This is a genomic window from Paraperibacillus marinus (assembly GCF_046237605.1).
GTDB lineage: Bacteria > Bacillota > Bacilli > Bacillales > DSM-1321 > Paraperibacillus > Paraperibacillus marinus.
In genome coordinates this window covers 2,089,738-2,108,023 of the sequence record NZ_CP143542.1, presented here as the reverse complement: position 1 = coordinate 2,108,023, position 18,286 = coordinate 2,089,738, and the positions used below count along the sequence as shown (strand labels likewise).

Below are 18,286 nucleotides of genomic sequence, written 5' to 3'. Positions count from 1 at the left end.
CTATTTATGGTGAGCTTTTGCTTGTTAATGCCCAGATGCTTTTTTCAGTCCATGCTGGTCTGTATGGACTGATTCAGGCTGTTCAGGAAATCAATAACAGATGCAAAGAACAGCTGTCCGGACACACGATATACTTTCTTCATTTTATTCTTTTCATAGACAGAGGAAACCGAAACCTTCGAATTCTTGGCTGCAAAGAATACGGCATTCAGGATGATGCCAGCGAGAACTCCCTTCGATCAGTCAGGAGTCTCCATGACCACAAGAACAGTCACAATCATGACGATTGTATCGGTCAAAGGCATCCTGCGTAGGGTCAGTAGAGAATTCCAGTCAAAGGTTCCGGCCGAGACCATCACCATGACCCCTGCCAGGGCGGCCATCGGGATCTGGATGACAAAAATCCTTGTGGAGGACGATAAGGAACATAAGGAATCTCGTGTTGGAATTCCTGAATGGTGATGGATTATTTTGTTACAGATAGGATACGCCCGTCAATTCTTCGGAAACATCCCATAGCCTTTTTCCTGTGTTGTCTGAACAGGAAGGATGCTTCACGGTTTCAATGACAGGAAACCCCTTACGGCTGCCCCTGCCGTCAGGACCAATATACTCCCCGCCTTTAAGATTTTCATGTTCGGCTGCATAGATGACAGGAAGAGCACCCATTTCCGCTGTCTGCAAAAAAGGGGCTGCCGCCTTTTTCAGCCAGCGCGGCGCATCCTTCCTGCCGATCTTGAAAAGGTTCGTGACGGCGATGCCCGGATGACAGGCGATGCTTTTCGCCTGAATTCCATGCTTTTTAAAGCGTTCATCCAGCTCTAAAGCGAATAGAAGGTTTGCAAGCTTGCTCTGTCCATAAAACTTCATGGCACGATATCCTTTTTGCCCTTCCAGATTGTGGAAATCAATTTCTCCTTTCCTGTGAGCAAGGCTGCTTAACGTAATCACCCTCGATTCCCTCGTCTTTTCAATCAGCGGCAGGAGAAGCCCGGTCAGGGCAAAATGACCCAAATGGTTGGTGCCAAACTGAAGTTCAAAACCATTTTTTGTTTTTTGATAAGGAGGGACCATCACTCCGGCATTATTAATTAGAAGATCCAAGGTTCCGGCATTCCCGCTGAATGATTGGGCAAAGGATTGAATGCTTTCTAGATCGGCAAGGTCAAGAACTAAGGACTTGATGCTTGCCGAGGGGTTTGCGCCTTTGATTTCTTGTTCAGCCGCCCTGCCTTTATCGGGGTTGCGCACGGCCATATATACATGTACACCCCTCTGGCACAGGAAGCGGGCTGTTTCATATCCGATGCCGCTGCTGCCCCCTGTAATGATAGCCGTCTTATCCTTCAGATCCATCTTTTAGCACCCTCTGTTTCATAAAGTATTGACCGAGCCCCATGATCATGGCACCCATCCTTTCATGTTCGGGGACAAACAGTTTCTCGACTCCTTCATCCCTCAATGCCTCAGCCGTAACTTTTCCTACTGCGGCCGCAGTGACCATGGTGCTTTGGAAAGCTTGGACCAGCTTCCCATGAAAGCCTCGCTCGAGGGCAAATTCAAACAGGACTCTGACCTGGACAGCAGTTGTAAAACAAAAAACATCCAACTCACCAGTCAGGAGTTCTTCCGCAGTTCTCTCCAGCAGTTCTAAATCAGGAAGCACATGCCGGTAAGGAAGGATGGAGGAGGTTTCCGCTCCTTTTTCTTTCAGGAAATCCACCAACCCGGGGGCTTTTTCCCCGTGCAGCTGGATGGTTATTTTCTTCCCTGCCATATCAAATGCATCGAGAGCATCCAGGAGGCTCCGGGTGGTGCCGTCCAAATCCGTCACATCAGGTTTCACGCCAAGCTTTTTTAGGGCGGAAATCGTTTTATATCCCCTGGCGGCTATATGGGACTCCTGAAGCCGCTTTAAAAATTCCTCTTTCAGCTCCATCCCGTCAGAGATCTCGACAAGGGATTCAAGACCGATCCCTGTCGTGAATATAAACCAGTCGCTTCCCGTTTGGATCAGTTCCCGAAGCGGGGGCCCAAGCTCATCACCTGCCAGGAAGAGAGTTCCCTGCAGCGGCCGGCTGACTGGCATTCCGCCTTGTTTTTCAATCAGACTGCCCATTTCCTCAAGTTTGCGGGATCCACCTATTCCCACTTTTTTGCCCATCAGTCCTTTTCCCATATCAGCTCTCCCTTTTAAAAATCAGTTTATAAGTATCATAGAGCTAATCCTCTTGTTTCTCAATAATTTTCATTCAGCGAAAAAGAGGCTGCCCCTTTGGACAGCCCCCTTGATTTAAATTTTATATTTCCTCCAGGATATTCTCCGGATTCTTTTTCTTGTCATAGGAAAGAACTTCATCGACAGACTCATACGATTTACCATAAAACGCCTTGTCTTTGTAAGTATGAATCAATTCGTATGTTGTCTTCATGGCCTCAAAGATTTCTTCTTCGCTCTCCTGTCCCGGTGCCCAGTAAAGGATTTCCATCTCATTGATTTCACTCGTAGCCAGTGACTTCCTGCGATAGCCGATTTTTTCAGCATGCTCAAAGCCTTCCCGTTTGTAAAAACGGAGCCTTCCTGCTGTATCAGAGTCCTCGTAATTCACAGGCTCGACTTCAAGGAGGATGGGCTTGCCTTTCTCCTTCAGTTTATCGAGCAATTTGTGCCCGAGTCCCTGTCCGCGGGAATTTTTTGAAACAAATAAATAATCGATGAACACAAATTTGTCCAGTTCCACATACATCAGAACATGATCCTTGCCTTCATCTTTATGATAGATGTCCCCTTTGTCATCCAGCAGGGCTTCTATATGTTCTCTAGATTTCATTTCCTCAATCGGGAAATACTGATTCAATTTCTCATACCAGTGCATATCTCGACTCCTTCTTACAGTATCTCGTTGTTGTATAACCTCTTTCTGAAATAATTAAACATGTAAATTATTTACGGTTCTATAAATAGGCACGCGAAAAAAGCTGTCCCGAGAGAGATAACGTGCCTTTCAAGGGACAGCCTCATCTTACTATTCTTTCATAACTTCTTCAAATGCAGCCGAGACTTTTTCAAACTCCTCGTCCGATTCGATCGCTGAGAAATCTCCTTCATCATCCACTTTCAGGAAGAACACATCGATTTCCTCTTCACCCTCACGCTGGATATCTTCCGAGAAGCTTACCGCTGCGTAGTCCGCACCGTCTATGGCCAGGGTGCCAAGCACCTCAACTTCCTGGTCCTCTCCATCTGAAGTTTCAATTATAAATTTTTCACCAGCTTCAATTTTTTCCATCTTTATACCTCCCGGCTATTTGACATTCTTTACTTTTCCACAATTAATCATCCTTAATGCCCCAAAGTGAAAATAAAATCCTATTTTTCACCGGGCAGGGTTATGGCTTTACTTTTACGAATTTGTTATTTAGTATGAAAGATATAACTATTAATAATGTTCGTTTAGGAGGAGCCTGTCACTGGGGCTCCTTTCTGTCTATTTTTAGATCAGGGGCCTAATAGGCCCCTTTTTCTATGGGCTTTGCAGCCGAATGATTGTACGGCAAACGGAGAAAACTATTCATCATGGCATCAGTTGATGTGCGTAATTATTTTTACATACTCCCTTGGCTCAAAGAAGAGGCTATTGCTTCCATTATACTTACGATTCTGTGAGGAGATTGAAATGCCGCTGTTCTGGTCGTGATCCATTTTCCGGGTCAGTCCGGCCTCCAATATCCAGCATGCTGCTGTTAGCAGCAAAAAGACCAAAATGCAGATTGTCGACTTTGCAGCCATATTTATCACCGCCTAAACCCAGTATGAAACAGTAAAAGGCTAAATATTCACAGGCGGCCAAGCTAAATCGAGTCGTTATTAATATGTTTTTTTCCCTGAGGAGGTTATCAAATTGTCTATTCTTCATCTGGCGGTACTTGCGCCTCTTGTACTGGCTGTATTTACTCCTTTTCTATGGAAAAAGGTGCCGAGAGTACATACCGGCTGGTTTGTTCTGCCAATCCCGGTCATATTGTTCTGCTATTTTTTGAGCCTGATACCAGCCGGACCATCGAATGGGGATTCAATCTTAACCATTCCATGGATTCCGTCACTCGGGGTTGATTTTTCCGTCCGGGCAGACGGACTCGGCCTGCTGTTTTCCCTGTTGATTACAGGGATTGGAATGCTTGTTGTGCTCTACTCAGTCTATTACCTGGATAAATTCAAGGAAAAATTGGGCCACTTTTATCTTTATCTCCTGATTTTTATGTCAGCGATGCTTGGAATTGTATTGTCTGACAATCTCATTGTGCTCTATACCTTCTGGGAGCTCACAAGCTTCTCTTCTTTTCTATTGATAGGCTATTGGAATCATAGGGAAAGAAGCCGATATGGAGCACAGAAGTCCATGATTATCACCGTTTTGGGCGGTCTTGCCATCCTCGCGGGCATCCTCCTCCTCTACGTGATGACAGGGACTTTCAGTATAGCGGAAATCATTGGAATGGCTGACACCATTCAGGAACACAGTCTGTTTGTGCCGGCATTATTATGTTTCCTGTTGGGAGCCTTTACTAAATCCGCCCAGTTCCCTTTTCATATCTGGCTGCCGGATGCCATGGAAGCACCGACACCTGTAAGTGCCTATCTTCATTCCGCTACAATGGTTAAAGCGGGAATTTATCTGGTTGCCCGCATGACACCGGTTTTCGCAGAGTCCGGATTATGGATGTGGCTGGTAGCAGGTTTTGGAATGGCCACCCTATTATGGGGCTCATTTTTTGCAGTGAAGCAAAATGACTTAAAAGGGATCCTGGCTTATTCCACCATCAGCCAGCTTGGCTTGATCATGAGCCTTCTCGGTGTTGGGGCCGCAGCTCTGAATGAGCCGTATATCGGAGAAAGCTATTATGTGGCAGCCTTGACTGCAGCGGTTTTTCATTTAATCAACCATGCCACATTTAAAGGCAGCCTTTTTATGGCCGCCGGCATCATTGACCATGAAACCGGAACAAGAGACATAAGGAAACTCGGCGGATTGATCAATTTAATGCCCATCACCTTTACCATTTCACTTGTTGGAAGCTTTTCCATGGCCGGTCTTCCGCCCTTCAACGGCTTTCTGAGCAAGGAAATGTTTTTTACGGGAATGCTGCGTGCCGCAGAGCTGTCGATATTCAGCTTTGAAAAATGGGGCATCCTGCTGCCGGTATTTGCCTGGATCGCGAGTGTCTTCACCTTTGTCTACAGCATGAGGCTCCTCTTCAAGACTTTCACCGGGAAGCTGCAGGAAGAAAAACTGCCCAAGAAGCCGCATGAGGCCCCGCTCGGACTGCTCCTTCCGCCGGTAGTTCTTGCTTCCATGGCGCTGATTCTGGGATTGTTTCCGAATATCCTGTCACAGACCATCATTGCCCCTGCACTCCATTCCATCATGCCTGAAGCGTCCGGCAGAGGAGAAACATTTGCGGTCCATATCTCGTTCTGGCACGGCTTTAAACCTGAGCTTTTCATGACAATAGGTGTCGCCGTTATCGGGACGATCCTGGTCATTACACTAAGGAGATGGGAGAACATTTATTCCGCTTTTGGCGGAAAACTCTCAAGATTGTATGACAGCGGGCTTGCCCATACTGAATCGGGGGCACACCGCCTGACAAGAGGATATATGGATAGATCGACCAGGTCACATCTTGTGTATATCTTTTCATTTTTCATCCTGATCCTTGCGCTCACTTTTTATATCAAGGAAGCCTGGTTTTTGGATACCGAGTTCTTTGCGCCGGTCCGGCTGTATGAGGTCATCCTGGTAGTCATAATATCCCTTACTTCCCTGACCATTCTTTTCGTCCGATCCAGGCTGACATCCATCATCCTGCTTGGCACGGTAGGCTATACGATGGCATTATTTTTTGTCCTGTTCCGGGCACCGGATCTCGCCCTGACGCAGCTTGTGATCGAGACGGTTTCCGTTTCACTGTTCCTGCTTTGCTTTTATCATCTGCCGAAAATCAAGCAAACTGAAGAACGCATGCGGTTCAGGATAAGAAAGGCCATTATCTCGGCAGGTGTCGGGATCCTGGTTACCCTGATGGCCATTTCAGCCTACAGTTACCGTCATTTTGAGCCGATATCCCGTTACTATATAGAAAATACCTATAAAAAAGCTGGCGGGGAAAATATGGTCAATGTCATTCTGGTGGATTTCCGGGGATTTGATACCCTGTTTGAAATCTGTGTCTTGGGAATCGCGTCACTTGGCATCTTCGCCATGATTAAATTAAGGCTTGCAAAAGGAAGTGAAAAAGGATGAAAACCAATGACATAATTCTTCAGACAGTCACAAAAATCATCCTGTTTTTAATCGTCCTGTTTTCCATCCATTTGTTTTTCGAGGGACATTACCGTCCAGGCGGCGGATTTGTCGGGGGGCTGATGACATCTGGGGCGATTGTGCTGCTGCTCCTGGCATTTGACATTAAGACAGTATCCTCCATCCTGCCGGTAGATTATAAAAAAATGACCGCAGCCGGCCTGCTTCTCTCTACAGCAACCGGCGCCGGGGGACTTCTTTTCAACAAGCCGTTCCTGACACACGCTTATACCTATATCCATCTGCCGATCATGGGGAAAACGTCCCTTCATACGGCGCTCTTGTTTGATACAGGCGTTTACTTAGTTGTGATCGGCGTCACGCTGACCATCATCCAGACGATAGGAGTGAGTGAATAATGGAACTGATCATGGCCATCACCATTGGAGTCCTGTTCATGACAGCTACCTACCTCATGCTCTCAAGGAGCCTGCTTCGGATTATCATCGGCACCGGACTGTTAAGCCATGGTGCTCATTTGCTGATCATCACCATGGGAGGGCTGAAGCAGGGGGCTCCTCCCCTGCTCGGGGAAAAAGCCGCGGCCTATGCAGATCCGCTGCCGCAGGCTCTCATACTTACAGCTATCGTCATCAGCTTTGGAGTCACGTCCTTTTTCCTTGTACTGGCCTATCGTGCCTATCAGGAGCTTGGGACCGATAATCTTGACTCCCTGAAAGGAAATGATTCATGAGTAACCTAGTTATACTGCCCATATTAATACCCTTATTCATAAGCATCATCCTGATTTTCTTCCCGAAGAATATCCCGTGGCAGCGGGGGGTCTCCCTTGCCGGGTCAATCATGACGGTGATTGCTGCTATACTCCTTACATATAAGGTATACAGGACCGGGATTCAGACTATGGACTTAAGCAGCTGGGAAGCGCCATTCGGGATCACGCTTGTTTCCGATATGCTGTCCGCACTCCTTGTGCTCACCACAAGCATCATCGGCCTTGCATGCCTGGTGTATTCCTTTAAAACGATAGGTGAAGAAAGGGAAAAATTTTATTATTACCCGATCTTCAGCTTTTTGATCGTCGGTGTGAATGGTGCGTTTTCAACCGGTGATATTTTTAACCTTTTTGTCTTCTTTGAAGTGATGCTGATGAGTTCCTATGTTCTTTTGGTACTCGGGGGAAGCAGGATCCAGCTGCGCGAATCCATCAAATATATCCTTGTGAATATCATCTCTTCAGCATTTTTCGTCATCGCCGTGGCTTTTCTCTATTCAGTGGTGGGTACATTGAATATGGCTCATATTTCCGAGAGGATTTCCGAAATCGGCCAGCCAGGCATCCTCACGGTGATAGGCGTTCTATTCCTGATTGTATTTGGGATTAAGGGTGGGATATTCCCGCTGTATGTATGGATTCCAGGTTCCTATTCTGCCCCTCCTTCTGCTGTACTTGCCCTGTTTGGGGCACTCTTGACAAAGGTAGGAGTCTACTCCATTCTCCGGACTTACAGTCTTTTCTTTTCCCATGATGGAGGATTCACCAGCACCCTCCTTCAGGTACTGGCTTTGCTGACACTGGCAGGCGGGGCAATCGGAGCCATTGCCTATTCAGACCTTAAGAAAATCATCATTTATAATATAATCGCCGCAGTCGGGCTGATTTTGTTCGGAGCCTCAATCGGCACTGGGGCTGGCTATGAAGGGGCCATTTTTTACCTGGTGCATGATATGATCATAAAAGCCGCCCTTTTCCTGCAGATTGGGCTGATGATCAAAATAACCGGCACCAGCGATCTGGGAAAAATCCGCGGTTTGATCCACAAATACCCTTTTCTCGGCTGGAGCTTCTTTATTGCGGCGCTTGCGCTTGCCGGCATTCCTCCGTTGAGCGGTTTTCCAGGCAAGGCCATGATTGTAGGGGCTGGTTTTGCGGAGGGTCATTATATAGGATCAGCCCTTGTATTGTTTACAAGCCTTCTCGTCTTGTATTCTGTGATGAAGATCTTCATACGCGGTTTTTGGGGCGAGGAAAAAGACTATTCCAGCAGCAAGCCGCCTCTATGGCTATATACTGCCCCTGCCCTGCTGACGGCACTGGCCGTTCTTTATGGAATCGGAGCTGAACCTGTTTATCAGCTGATTTCAAAGGCAGCTGGTCCGCTTGCAGATCCTTCGGTATATATCAATGCTGTTTTGAAAGGAGAGTAGAGCGGTGGCATTTCAAATATTATTAAACTTTTTCATGGCCCTTATCTGGATGTTCCTGCAAAGCTCCTATACAGCTTCCACATTTTTTGTAGGCTATTTAATCGGGATCCTGATTCTTTTCGCCTATCGCAGGTTTTTCAGCACCAGGTTTTATCTTCACAGGGTAAATGCGGTCATCTACTTAATTTTTATATTTGCCAGAGAATTATATCTGTCCAACCTGTCAGTCCTAAGAGTCATCCTGAAGCCAAAGCTCGATATCAAGCCCGGTATATTCGCTTATCCTACTGGACTTACTCAAGACTGGGAAATCACGATGCTGGCCAATTTAATTACACTGACGCCGGGAACCCTGGTTATAGATGTCTCACATGACAACAAAATTCTGTATGTGCATGCCATGAATATAGATGAAACAGAAGAATCCATCAGGAGCATACGGAATACTTTTGAACGTGCAATCATGGAGGTGAGCAGATAGTGTTTGAGATCATCATCAGACTGGCACTGCTTGGTATTTCTCTTGCCATGCTCGGCCTTATTTACCGGGTGATCAAGGGGCCGACAACCGCTGACAGAGTGGTCGCCCTGGACGCAATCGGCATCAATCTGATCAGCATTGTCGCCCTGGTATCGATCCTATTAAAAACGAGTGCGTACCTGGATATCATCCTCCTGCTCGGCATTCTTGCCTTCATCGGGACTGTAGCTTTTTCTAAATATCTTGAAAAGGGGGCTATCATCGAGCATGAACGAAATCTTTAATTTTCTAGCCGGTCTGTTTATCACTATCGGAGCCTTACTAAGTCTGGTCACGGCCTTCGGACTTCTCCGGCTGCCTGATGTATATACCCGGAACCATGCAGCATCCAAAAGCGCGACTATGGGCGTCATGCTCGTACTGGTCGGGACATTTATCTACTTTTTCAGAGTAGAAGGAACCGCAGACTCCCGGATCCTGCTCGGTATCATTTTTATCTTCCTTACCTCACCCGTCGCCGGCCACCTTATCAGCCGTGCCGCCTATAACAAAGGCGTCAAACTTTGGGGCAGCAGTGTGCAGGATGATTTAAAGCGGGACCGGGAAAAGGTAAAGAACGGACAATAGACAAATGATGGCCGCCATTCTGGGGTGTGGCGGCTTTTGTTTTGGAAGAATATGTTTACATAATATGATTATGAGTAGAAACTAATTCACTATGAAGTTTTATCCCTGGGTGATCTGCTTCATAAGGGTTTTGTAGATATCTTTATGACCCACTTCTTCTCGGATTCCGCATCATTTTGGTCTTAAGTACTTATTTACGACCATTTTCTTCATGATTCTGATTCATTATTGTCTTAAATACTATTTTAAGACCACTTTCTCTCCGACTCTGCCTAGTTTTGGTCTTAAGCACCTTTTTACGACCATTTCCGTCCTGATTCTGCCTCATTTTGGCCTTAAACGTTTTTTCTATGATCCTTCACTGCCGGTTAGGAATCAATACTGAATCTTTGACCTCACCCACCCCACCCGCATTATTCCCCGATATCCCCGGCCAGCTTTTATAAAACTGTTTTATGTAATTCTTTATATTGCGGGCTCAATTCGCTCCATACATCGAACTTATTTCCGTCCAAATCAAAAAAAACAAAGTTCTTTCCGGCATGTCCCCTGTCTTCTATTTCTCCCACACGAATTTTTTTGTCCATGAAGCCGCTGTGAATAGCTTTTAAGGCATGCAGCCCATCCACTTCAAAGGTTAAGGAAAAGCGCTCCTCACCATGACTGTCGTAAAAATTCGAGCTTTGGCCTTCTTGTGATTCCACAAGGAATACGCTGTGGCCGGCAAAATTAAGTATTGCCTTATCTTCATCTTTGTAACTCAGTTCAGCTCCCAGTTGTTCCACATACCAGCTGCTGGATTTTTCCACATCCAAAACTGGAATATAAATGGTCCCGATTCTTATTAATTCCCCGCTCATTCATTACTACCTCCAAATGTTTAAATATTCAGACACAACCATTTTATCAAAAACTATCAGCGCTGAGAACTGCAGCGCTATGGCATCCATACATGTTTCTCTGTATATAGGAAATAGTAATCCCAGAATTCAATTGATTGGAGGAGCATATGAAACGTATACTATTTTCCTGTCTTGCTGCAGTTGTACTGGCTGCCGCGGCAGCACCCTTGCAAATCATTGCGGCCAAAGAGCTGAAACCTGAAAATCCGCTCTATAAAACCCGGGCTGAAATTCCATCCCATTACCGCTGGAAAATGGAACATATCTATCCTGACCAGAAATCATGGGAGAAGGATCTATCAAAGGCTGTCACTTTATCGGCCCAATTTCAGAAAGACTATGAGGGGAGGCTTTCTGAATCACCCACAGTCATGAAGGATGCTATCCAGGATTATTCGGTGCTTTCCCGTCTTTCTGAAAAGGTGTATGTGTACGCTAAATTGCAGCTTGATGCAGACCCGGGGAAGCCGCAGCTGCAAACAGCCGTTTCAAAGGCTGAGGATATGTACCAGGCTGTTTCCAGTCATCTTTCCTGGTTCACTCCTGAAGCTGTCAGGCTTCCAAAAAAGAAGATGGAAACCTACATGGCAAGCAAAGAACTGAAACCCTATCAATTTTTTCTCAAAAATATCTTTAAAGATAAGGAACATACCCTCTCAGGCAGTCAGGAACTGCTTCTCTCCAAGCTTTCGCCTCTTGGCGGAACAGCGCCTTCTGTTTATGGGACACTGGAGAAGGATGTACCATTTGGCTATATCAAGACGAATGGGCGGAAGGTGAAGCTGACCCGGTCAAATTATTCCGGCTTTATGGAAAGCGGCAACCGGAAGGAACGAAGTCTGGCTTACCACAAGTTATATGACACACTTGGAAGATTTCAGGATACATATGCAAATATTCTAAGCGCTAAGGTGAAGGCAAGCAATATTAACGCAGAAATCAGGCATTACCCATCAGCCAGGGACGCCAGTCTTTCGTCAGACAGCATTCAGCCTGAAGTCTATGACAATCTCATAGCTACGGTCCATAAGGGGCTTCCGGACCTGCACAGGTTTATGGAGCTGAAAAAAGAACTGCTCGGGATCAGGGAACTGCATATGTATGACATGAATGCCCCGCTGCTTAAGGAGAATACAGGATATATCACTTATGAAAAAGCTAAGAAAATGGTAACAGAAGGCTTAAAGACAATGGGGCCGGATTATACGAACTTGCTCAAACAGGCTTTCAGGGAGGGCTGGATCGATGTGTATCCGACTGAAGATAAACGATCGGGAGCTTATCAGTGGGGAGCATATGATACCCATCCATATGTTCTGTTGAATTATCAGGGTACCAAAAATGACGTTTCGACCATTGCCCACGAGCTCGGCCATGCCCTGCACTCGGTTATGTCGAATAAAGCCCAGAATTACCTTTATGCAGGCTATGCCACGTTCACTGCAGAAACTGCCTCCACGCTAAATGAAAACCTTTTATGGGACAGTGAATATAAAAAAGCAAAATCGAAAGAAAAGAAGATGCAGCTGTTATATCAAAAACTCGAAGATTTCCGGACAACGCTTTTCAGACAGACACAGTTCGCCGAGTTTGAAAAAGAAGTACACCAAATGGATGCAGAAGGAACTCCCCTTACTGCAGAAAACCTGAAGAACCTTTACAGCCGCCTCAATCAGAAATACTATGGACCTGCAGTTAAGCAGGATGAAGAAATCGGTTTGGAGTGGGCCAGGATTCCCCATTTATACAACCATAATTTTTATGTGTATCAATATGCAACAAGCTTTGCTGCTTCCACAGCCCTCACTGCCCAGATCAAAAGAGAAGGAAAGCCGGCTGTGGACAGGATAAAAAGAGAGCTTCTCATGAAGGGCGGCTCGGATGATCCCATCTCTATCCTGAGGAATACCGGTGTGGATATGTCGGAAGCGAAGCCGATTGAAGAATGTCTCAAGGTATTCAGGGGAACACTGGACGAGCTTGAGGACCTGGTGGCTGATAAGGAAAAATGAGAAAAAGCAAACCCGGATTCTACTGCAGAATCCGGGTTTGGTTATTATACTCCCGGAAACCATCCGGGAGAGTTGATGATCGCCTGCCACAGCGGGCCGGGAACAGTCAATTCTTCCTGTTTGTCCTTATCGATCACTGTTGCTATCTCGTCTTCTTTTCCCTGCTCAATCTTTTGGACCCACTCTGGTTCAATGATCAATTCCCGTCCAAGCGCAATCAGGGGGACGCCGGTCTGGAGTGCAGCCACTGCATCCTCCGGCTTATAAATGGAGCCGACACCGATGACAGGAAGCTTCGCGCCTGCCCGGTCCTGAATGATTTCCAGACGTGTCCGCGGATCATCCACACCCCTCCTCGGAAGAGATTTGAAATCCATAAGGGAAATATGGAGATAATCAAGACCCCTGTCGGCCAAAGCATCGACGAGGACAAGTGTTTCTGCCATCGTGATGCCTGGTGTTTCCGGTTCTTCAGGTGAAAAGCGGTATCCGACAATGAAATCTTCTTTGCCGGCCGCTGCCTTTTTCACTTCATCCACGACTGCCAGAGGGAATGTCAGCCGTTTTTCCAGGCTTCCCCCAAACCGGTCTTCCCTACGGTTTGAATGAGGAGAGAAATATTGCTGAATGAGATAGCCATTGGCGCCATGTATCTCCACTCCATCAAAGCCTGCCTCGGCAGCACGCCTTGCAGCCGCTCCGAAGGCTGCTATCATTTCATCTGTTTCCTTCTCTGTTAATTGACGGGGAACAGGAGCCCCTTCCGCAGCCGCCGGCACAGCACTTGCACTGACCACCTCGCCGCCGGGAACCTGGTCAGGCGGGCACATTCTTCCTCCATGGAAAATCTGAAGAACCGCTTTGGCACCTTCAGCTTTAATGGCGTCTGCCAGTTTTCTCAAACCTGGTATCATTTCATCTGAGTGTACGCCAAATTCGCCAGGAAATCCTTTGCCGTCCGGTGTCACATAGGCACAGGCCGTGATGACCATGCCCGGTCCTTTCGAGCGGCGTGCATAGTATTTCATTTCAGCATCGCTGACTGTCCCATCATCATTGGAAGAGAAATTCGTCATGGGAGCCATGACAATCCGGTTCCTTAATGGTGTTCCCTTTCCAAGATCTACACTGTCAAATAGCATTCTGTATCTTTCATTCATCTGCTTTCCTCCTAATATCTTCAATCTACCCACGTAACAATCTGTTCCATGCTCCGCCTTGTTTTCTCCCTTGACGGATTCTCAGCTCTGTAACCAAAGGCAGCCATCACTGATATCCCAAGCTCCCCGTTTTCAAGGAGACCTTCATCTTCAAGGATCTTATTTACCCTGTCTGCATCAAAGCCTTCGATTGGACATGAATCAATTCCAATCATGGCCGCTGCCGTCATCATATTCGCCAGGGCTATGTAGGTTTGTTTGCTGGACCAATCAAACAGTGCCGTCTTATTCTCCAGGAGGCCAAAGTCATTTTGAAAATCCTTGTACCTCGATGTCAGGGCCGTGATGACTTCCTCTGGCATTTTCTTGGTCTCCCGCAGTTGTCTCTCAAAGTATTCCGAGTTATATGTTACATTTCTGCGGGCTAGAATCAGGATAAAAAGGCTGGCAGTAGGAAGCTGTCCCTGCGCTCCCCAGGAGACCTCCCTGATTTTCGAGCGCAGTTCAGGATTCTGGAGCACGACAAATTTCCAGGGTTCCAAGCCGATGGAGCTCGGGGACAATCTGCCTGTCTCGAGAATGAAGTGAAAATCGTCTTCGGAAATTGTTTTCCCTGGGTCAAATTCCTTTGTTGCATGCCTGAATTCAAAAGCATCAATAATGTTCTTTTTCAGCTCGCTGTTATTCATCTTTTGTGCTGACCACCTTATCTAAAACTTTTTTTCTATGCTCCTGTTGCATTGCATTCATCATCAGGACTTCCTTTCATTTCTGATAATGCTTTGCTTTACTGTAATATAATTTAGTACAGTACACTGTGTCAAAGAAACAGCTTGGTTTAACGGTATCGTTCCTCTTTATATGGATCAGCTGTCATGGAATAACCGAGCTCTTCCCAAAATCCAGGTTCATCCAGCTTCATAAACCGGATGCCGGAAACCCATTTCGTCCCTTTCCACAAGTAAAAGCTTGGCGGCGGGATAAACCTGAGTGGAAAGCCATGTTTTGGTGACAGCTCCTGCCAATCATTTTCTTCATCCTTCCATCTGTACACAAACAGGGCATCGTCCCCGAGCAGATCTGATAGCGGCAGGTTCGCAGAATAGCCGAAACGGTCACCGCCATAATAGCCGTAAACCTTGATATACTGGACTCCTTCTTTTATGTTCACAAGTTTCAACAGTTCCCTGAGAGGAATTCCTTCAAATGTGATCCCGAATTTGGACCAAGTTGTCACACAATGAATGTCAGTCGTCGCTGTTACTGATCGCAGCTTAAGCAGCTCCTGATAGGAAAGCTCGACTTCTTCCTCTACATTTCCAAACAGGCGGAAACTCCAGCTCTCTTCTTCAAACTCGTACACATCCCCTTGATGGAGAATCGGCCAGCTTTTGGTTTCAAACTGTCCTGGAGGCAATTTTCCATTCATCCTGTTCACCCTTTCCCTTTAATGATCTTATCTGATTATGTTACCCCAATGGAAGTGTTCTATCTCCTGTCGTTTTCCTTCACAGAAACATAATATTTTGAGGCACGAAAAACTGCTGATAGAATAGATCATACATGACCACTCCAATACAGCTTGTAAAGAAAGAAGATGATAGATTTGACTGAAAAAAAAGGGAAATCATTAAGAGATATAAAATACTCTGTTCTTGATCTCTCCCCAATAACTGCAGGAGGTACTGCTTCCGACTCATTCAGGAATACTCTCGATCTTGCAAGGCATGCAGAAAAATGGGGATATAACCGCTATTGGCTGGCCGAACATCATAATATGCCCGGCATCGCCAGTTCAGCAACTTCCCTGGTTATCGGCCATGTGGCAGCCGGAACATCGACGATACGGGTCGGTTCTGGCGGCATTATGCTCCCTAACCATTCACCGCTCATCATCGCAGAACAATTCGGGACGCTGGAATCCCTGTTCCCGGGTAGAATCGACCTTGGTCTCGGCAGGGCCCCCGGCACCGATCAGCTGACTGCTTATGCCCTCCGGCGCGGACCAAATAGCAATGGCCAGGATTTCCCGGAACAGCTTGAAGAATTGCGGGCATATTTCCAACCTGAAACCGGGAGTAAAAGGCATGTGCATGCCATACCTGGTGAAGGCCTGAATGTTCCTGTCTGGCTGCTTGGCTCGAGCGGCTTCAGTGCACAGCTTGCGGGGCGCCTTGGACTGCCATTTGCATTTGCCAGCCACTTTTCGCCGCAAAACACACTTAGTGCCCTGGATCTTTATAGGAAGAGCTTTACTCCATCAGATATACTGCAAGAGCCATATGCCATGGTCGGTGTGAATGTTATAGCAGCCGACACAGAAAAGGAAGCGAAACGGCTGGCAACAAGCATGCAGCAGCAATTTTTAAATCTTATCCGTAACAATCCTTCTCCGCTCCTTCCTCCAGTAGATACGATGGACGGCATCTGGAATGAATATGAAAAAGCTGCTCTGGAACAGCAGCTTGGCTCTTCCATCATTGGTGACAAGGAGACGGCTGCCGAAAAACTGCAAACTTTCCTTGATAGCACAGAGGCTGATGAAATGATCATTAATGCACAGATCTATGACCACAATTCCCGTCTCCGGTCCTTTGAGATAGCTGCCGAAGCTTTTAGATCATATTAAAGCATTGTTAAGCGGCCTGGGGTTTCCCGGCCGCTTCTTTTAATCCCAATCCACCGGCTCCCACGATCCCTGTCTCTTCCTGATGAGAATGATCTGGCCAAGATGATGGGCCGAATGGAGATTCATTGCCATAATCTTCTCCCACCACAATCTCTCCGGTGACTCACTTGTCAGCAGCATTTCCTCATCACATTCCTCTAAGGCCCTGATCCATTCTATATGTACCTGCTTCAGCTTCTGGACAGCACCCTCCCACAAGGCTTTATCCGGCTGAACAGCTGTATGATCCTTGAAGAAGGTGGATTCATTGCTGAACTCTCCTGCATCTTCCACCGGCAGACCCATGAACCGGGCCAGCCATCTGCTGTTCCAGAAAATTAAATGATGGACGATTTCACGGATTGAATTGTCTGTTCCATCATCCTTCCAGGCTGCCTGCCCGGCAGTCAGTCCCTCCAAGGCTCTATCCAGACCGGCAAACATATTGGATTCAGTGTTCCATTCCTCCATGCCCATTTTTAATATACTTTTGAGATCTGCCAAGAAAATTCCTCCTCATATAACCTGTAATAATCCGTATTTTTTACCCGCACTTTTTAACAGATAAACAAAAAAACAGACAACCCCAAAGTGGCTGTCTGCCTTCATGAACTTAAGCTTGTGCAGCCTGCAGCTGCAGTGAAATATTGATCTGGTCGCCTACCAGAACACCGCCGGTTTCAAGGGCAGTATTCCAAGTGAGTCCATAATCACTTCTATTGATTTTCCCTTCTACGTTGAATCCTGCCTTTATGTTCCCCCAAGGATCACTTCCGCTGCCTTCGTAAGTCACGAGGAAAGTTTCCTGGCGTGTGACACCATGAAGCGTCAGGTCACCTGTTATCGTGTAGGAGCTGCCCTGGGTGCGTGTGATGGTGCCTGATTTGAATGTCATGGTTCCAAATTGTTCCGTATCAAAGAAATCTGTTCCGCGAAGATGGGCATCACGGTCTTCGTTCCTTGTATCAATGCTTGTGGTATCAATTGTGAAGTCAATCTCTGCGGTTGTCAGGTCTTCAGGATCTGCCTCTATCACAGCATCAAATTTGTTAAAATTACCTTTAACCTTAGCAAACATCATATGTTTTACAGAAAAATCGATGCTGCTGTGCGCAGGATCCAGTGTCCACTTTGCTTTTGCCATTCTAATCACTCCCATAGTTTTTTATCTCTAATTAGAGATAATTTAATTTGAGATAATTATAAGCAAGAAAAAGATTTATGTCAAACAAGTATACTCATTTTTCTGACAAATATTTTTCCCGCAACAGTGAACCTTGTCCTGGACGGCTAATGTCCCCTTCATTGCCAAAGCCGATTATACCTCCGCATTATTACTCTATTTTGCCTCTTTTATAAAAGATTATTGTTTTTGGATTAGTTCAGTGAGGAAATCGAATGATTAAGCAAGTGGACTTTCGCTTCAGGTGCGAGACTCCTAAATCCAGCTGCAAGGCTTTCGCATAAGTGCGACTAAGCTTCTGTCGCAGCTAGCGCTCGCCAATCAGCAAGTCTTCTTTCGCTAGCGCATAAGTGCGACTAAGCTTCTGTCGCAGCAATCGCTCGCCAATCAGCAAGTCTTCTTTATCGGATCTCTGCCTGCCATAATATTCGCAGGCTTAGACAATTTACCTGAACATTGAGTTATAAATAAGTATTATTTGGCAGGCACCGCTTTCCGCTTTTTAATGCGGGAGCAGGCGGGACAGGTGAGACCCCGCAGGCAAAGCCGATGAGGCTCACCGCCTGCCCCGCTCAGGCTGAGCGCCTGCAGCGGAAATCCACTTTCTTGTTCAATAGCCGCAATAAATGCGAATACAGCCACTATTTTTGAATCATTCTCAGATTATTTGGAGAATCTGCACTAGTTTTCAAAGCTTTTGTCACCTGGCAGGAAAAAAG

Annotated in this window: 21 protein-coding genes; 10 read left to right on the top strand and 11 right to left on the bottom strand. The window is 46.4% G+C overall.

Annotated elements, in window-relative coordinates; genetic code table 11:
* The first annotated feature begins 255 nt into the window (after positions 1–255).
* On the top strand, positions 256–462 hold the full coding sequence (locus tag V1498_RS10750) for a hypothetical protein (protein WP_409298921.1): 207 nt from the start codon (positions 256–258) through the stop codon (positions 460–462).
* A gap of 12 nt (positions 463–474) precedes the next feature.
* Here the strand turns inward: V1498_RS10750 and V1498_RS10745 are convergent, their stop codons facing one another.
* From V1498_RS10745 to V1498_RS10725, 5 genes are all read right to left on the bottom strand, one after another.
* Positions 475–1,356, bottom strand: coding sequence for an oxidoreductase (locus V1498_RS10745; RefSeq protein WP_409298919.1), 882 nt, complete (start codon positions 1,354–1,356; stop codon positions 475–477).
* The gene (locus V1498_RS10740) at positions 1,340–2,179 is read right to left on the bottom strand and encodes a uroporphyrinogen-III synthase (RefSeq protein WP_409298917.1); all 840 of its coding nucleotides are present in this window, start codon (positions 2,177–2,179) and stop codon (positions 1,340–1,342) included. The genes V1498_RS10745 and V1498_RS10740 overlap by 17 nt, the downstream gene beginning before the upstream one ends.
* 121 nt (positions 2,180–2,300) lie before the next feature.
* A complete protein-coding gene (locus tag V1498_RS10735) occupies positions 2,301–2,876 on the bottom strand; it encodes a GNAT family N-acetyltransferase (RefSeq protein WP_409298916.1) in 576 nt (191 codons plus the stop codon).
* Positions 2,877–3,026: 150 nt separating this feature from the next.
* Positions 3,027–3,290, bottom strand: coding sequence for a DUF1292 domain-containing protein (locus tag V1498_RS10730; RefSeq protein ID WP_409298915.1), 264 nt, complete (start codon positions 3,288–3,290; stop codon positions 3,027–3,029).
* Between the two features lie 293 nt (positions 3,291–3,583).
* Positions 3,584–3,790: a hypothetical protein gene (locus tag V1498_RS10725; RefSeq protein ID WP_409298914.1), complete on the bottom strand. Its 207-nt coding sequence runs from the start codon at positions 3,788–3,790 to the stop codon at positions 3,584–3,586.
* A 112-nt stretch (positions 3,791–3,902) separates the two neighbouring features.
* On the opposite strand from V1498_RS10725, the gene V1498_RS10720 reads away from it, so the two are divergent.
* The 7 genes from V1498_RS10720 to mnhG are packed head-to-tail and all read left to right on the top strand — an operon-like array spanning position 3,903 to position 9,642.
* Entirely contained in the window at positions 3,903–6,305 is a 2,403-nt protein-coding gene (locus V1498_RS10720; RefSeq protein WP_409298912.1) for a Na+/H+ antiporter subunit A, read from the top strand.
* On the top strand, positions 6,302–6,724 hold the full coding sequence (locus tag V1498_RS10715; protein ID WP_409298911.1) for a Na(+)/H(+) antiporter subunit B: 423 nt from the start codon (positions 6,302–6,304) through the stop codon (positions 6,722–6,724). Before V1498_RS10720 ends, V1498_RS10715 begins: the two co-directional genes overlap by 4 nt.
* Positions 6,724–7,059, top strand: coding sequence for a Na(+)/H(+) antiporter subunit C (locus V1498_RS10710; RefSeq protein ID WP_409298909.1), 336 nt, complete (start codon positions 6,724–6,726; stop codon positions 7,057–7,059). Before V1498_RS10715 ends, V1498_RS10710 begins: the two co-directional genes overlap by 1 nt.
* Positions 7,056–8,534, top strand: a complete 1,479-nt coding sequence (locus tag V1498_RS10705; RefSeq protein ID WP_409298907.1) for a Na+/H+ antiporter subunit D — start codon at positions 7,056–7,058, stop codon at positions 8,532–8,534. The genes V1498_RS10710 and V1498_RS10705 overlap by 4 nt, the downstream gene beginning before the upstream one ends.
* Positions 8,535–8,538: 4 nt before the next feature.
* The gene (locus V1498_RS10700; protein ID WP_409298905.1) at positions 8,539–9,015 is read left to right on the top strand and encodes a Na+/H+ antiporter subunit E; all 477 of its coding nucleotides are present in this window, start codon (positions 8,539–8,541) and stop codon (positions 9,013–9,015) included.
* Between the two features lie 47 nt (positions 9,016–9,062).
* Entirely contained in the window at positions 9,063–9,299 is a 237-nt protein-coding gene (locus V1498_RS10695) for a Na(+)/H(+) antiporter subunit F1 (RefSeq protein WP_409299255.1), read from the top strand.
* The gene (gene mnhG / locus V1498_RS10690) at positions 9,283–9,642 is read left to right on the top strand and encodes a monovalent cation/H(+) antiporter subunit G (RefSeq protein WP_409298903.1); all 360 of its coding nucleotides are present in this window, start codon (positions 9,283–9,285) and stop codon (positions 9,640–9,642) included. The genes V1498_RS10695 and mnhG overlap by 17 nt, the downstream gene beginning before the upstream one ends.
* Before the next feature lie 440 nt (positions 9,643–10,082).
* Here the strand turns inward: mnhG and V1498_RS10685 are convergent, their stop codons facing one another.
* Complete coding sequence (locus V1498_RS10685; protein ID WP_409298901.1) at positions 10,083–10,502, bottom strand: VOC family protein; 420 nt, start codon at positions 10,500–10,502, stop codon at positions 10,083–10,085.
* A 149-nt stretch (positions 10,503–10,651) separates the two neighbouring features.
* Between V1498_RS10685 and pepF the strand changes: the two genes are divergently transcribed.
* The gene (gene pepF / locus V1498_RS10680; RefSeq protein ID WP_409298900.1) at positions 10,652–12,556 is read left to right on the top strand and encodes an oligoendopeptidase F; all 1,905 of its coding nucleotides are present in this window, start codon (positions 10,652–10,654) and stop codon (positions 12,554–12,556) included.
* Positions 12,557–12,600: 44 nt separating this feature from the next.
* On the opposite strand, the gene V1498_RS10675 is transcribed toward pepF, so the two are convergent.
* The 3 genes from V1498_RS10675 to V1498_RS10665 form a co-directional block, all read right to left on the bottom strand.
* A complete protein-coding gene (locus tag V1498_RS10675; protein ID WP_409298899.1) occupies positions 12,601–13,716 on the bottom strand; it encodes an NADH-dependent flavin oxidoreductase in 1,116 nt (371 codons plus the stop codon).
* Between the two features lie 20 nt (positions 13,717–13,736).
* Entirely contained in the window at positions 13,737–14,405 is a 669-nt protein-coding gene (locus tag V1498_RS10670) for an NAD(P)H-dependent oxidoreductase (protein ID WP_409298897.1), read from the bottom strand.
* 149 nt (positions 14,406–14,554) lie between these two features.
* Entirely contained in the window at positions 14,555–15,145 is a 591-nt protein-coding gene (locus V1498_RS10665) for a molybdopterin-dependent oxidoreductase (RefSeq protein WP_409298895.1), read from the bottom strand.
* A gap of 177 nt (positions 15,146–15,322) precedes the next feature.
* Here V1498_RS10665 and V1498_RS10660 point away from each other — a divergent pair, with 177 nt between their 5' ends.
* A complete protein-coding gene (locus V1498_RS10660; RefSeq protein WP_409298894.1) occupies positions 15,323–16,345 on the top strand; it encodes an LLM class flavin-dependent oxidoreductase in 1,023 nt (340 codons plus the stop codon).
* A gap of 39 nt (positions 16,346–16,384) precedes the next feature.
* Here the strand turns inward: V1498_RS10660 and V1498_RS10655 are convergent, their stop codons facing one another.
* Together V1498_RS10655 and V1498_RS10650 are read right to left on the bottom strand one after the other, a co-directional pair.
* Positions 16,385–16,888 (bottom strand): DinB family protein, encoded by a 504-nt coding sequence (locus V1498_RS10655; protein WP_409298893.1) that lies wholly within the window; start codon positions 16,886–16,888, stop codon positions 16,385–16,387.
* Between the two features lie 109 nt (positions 16,889–16,997).
* Positions 16,998–17,528: a YceI family protein gene (locus tag V1498_RS10650; RefSeq protein WP_409298891.1), complete on the bottom strand. Its 531-nt coding sequence runs from the start codon at positions 17,526–17,528 to the stop codon at positions 16,998–17,000.
* Positions 17,529–18,286 lie beyond the last annotated feature (758 nt).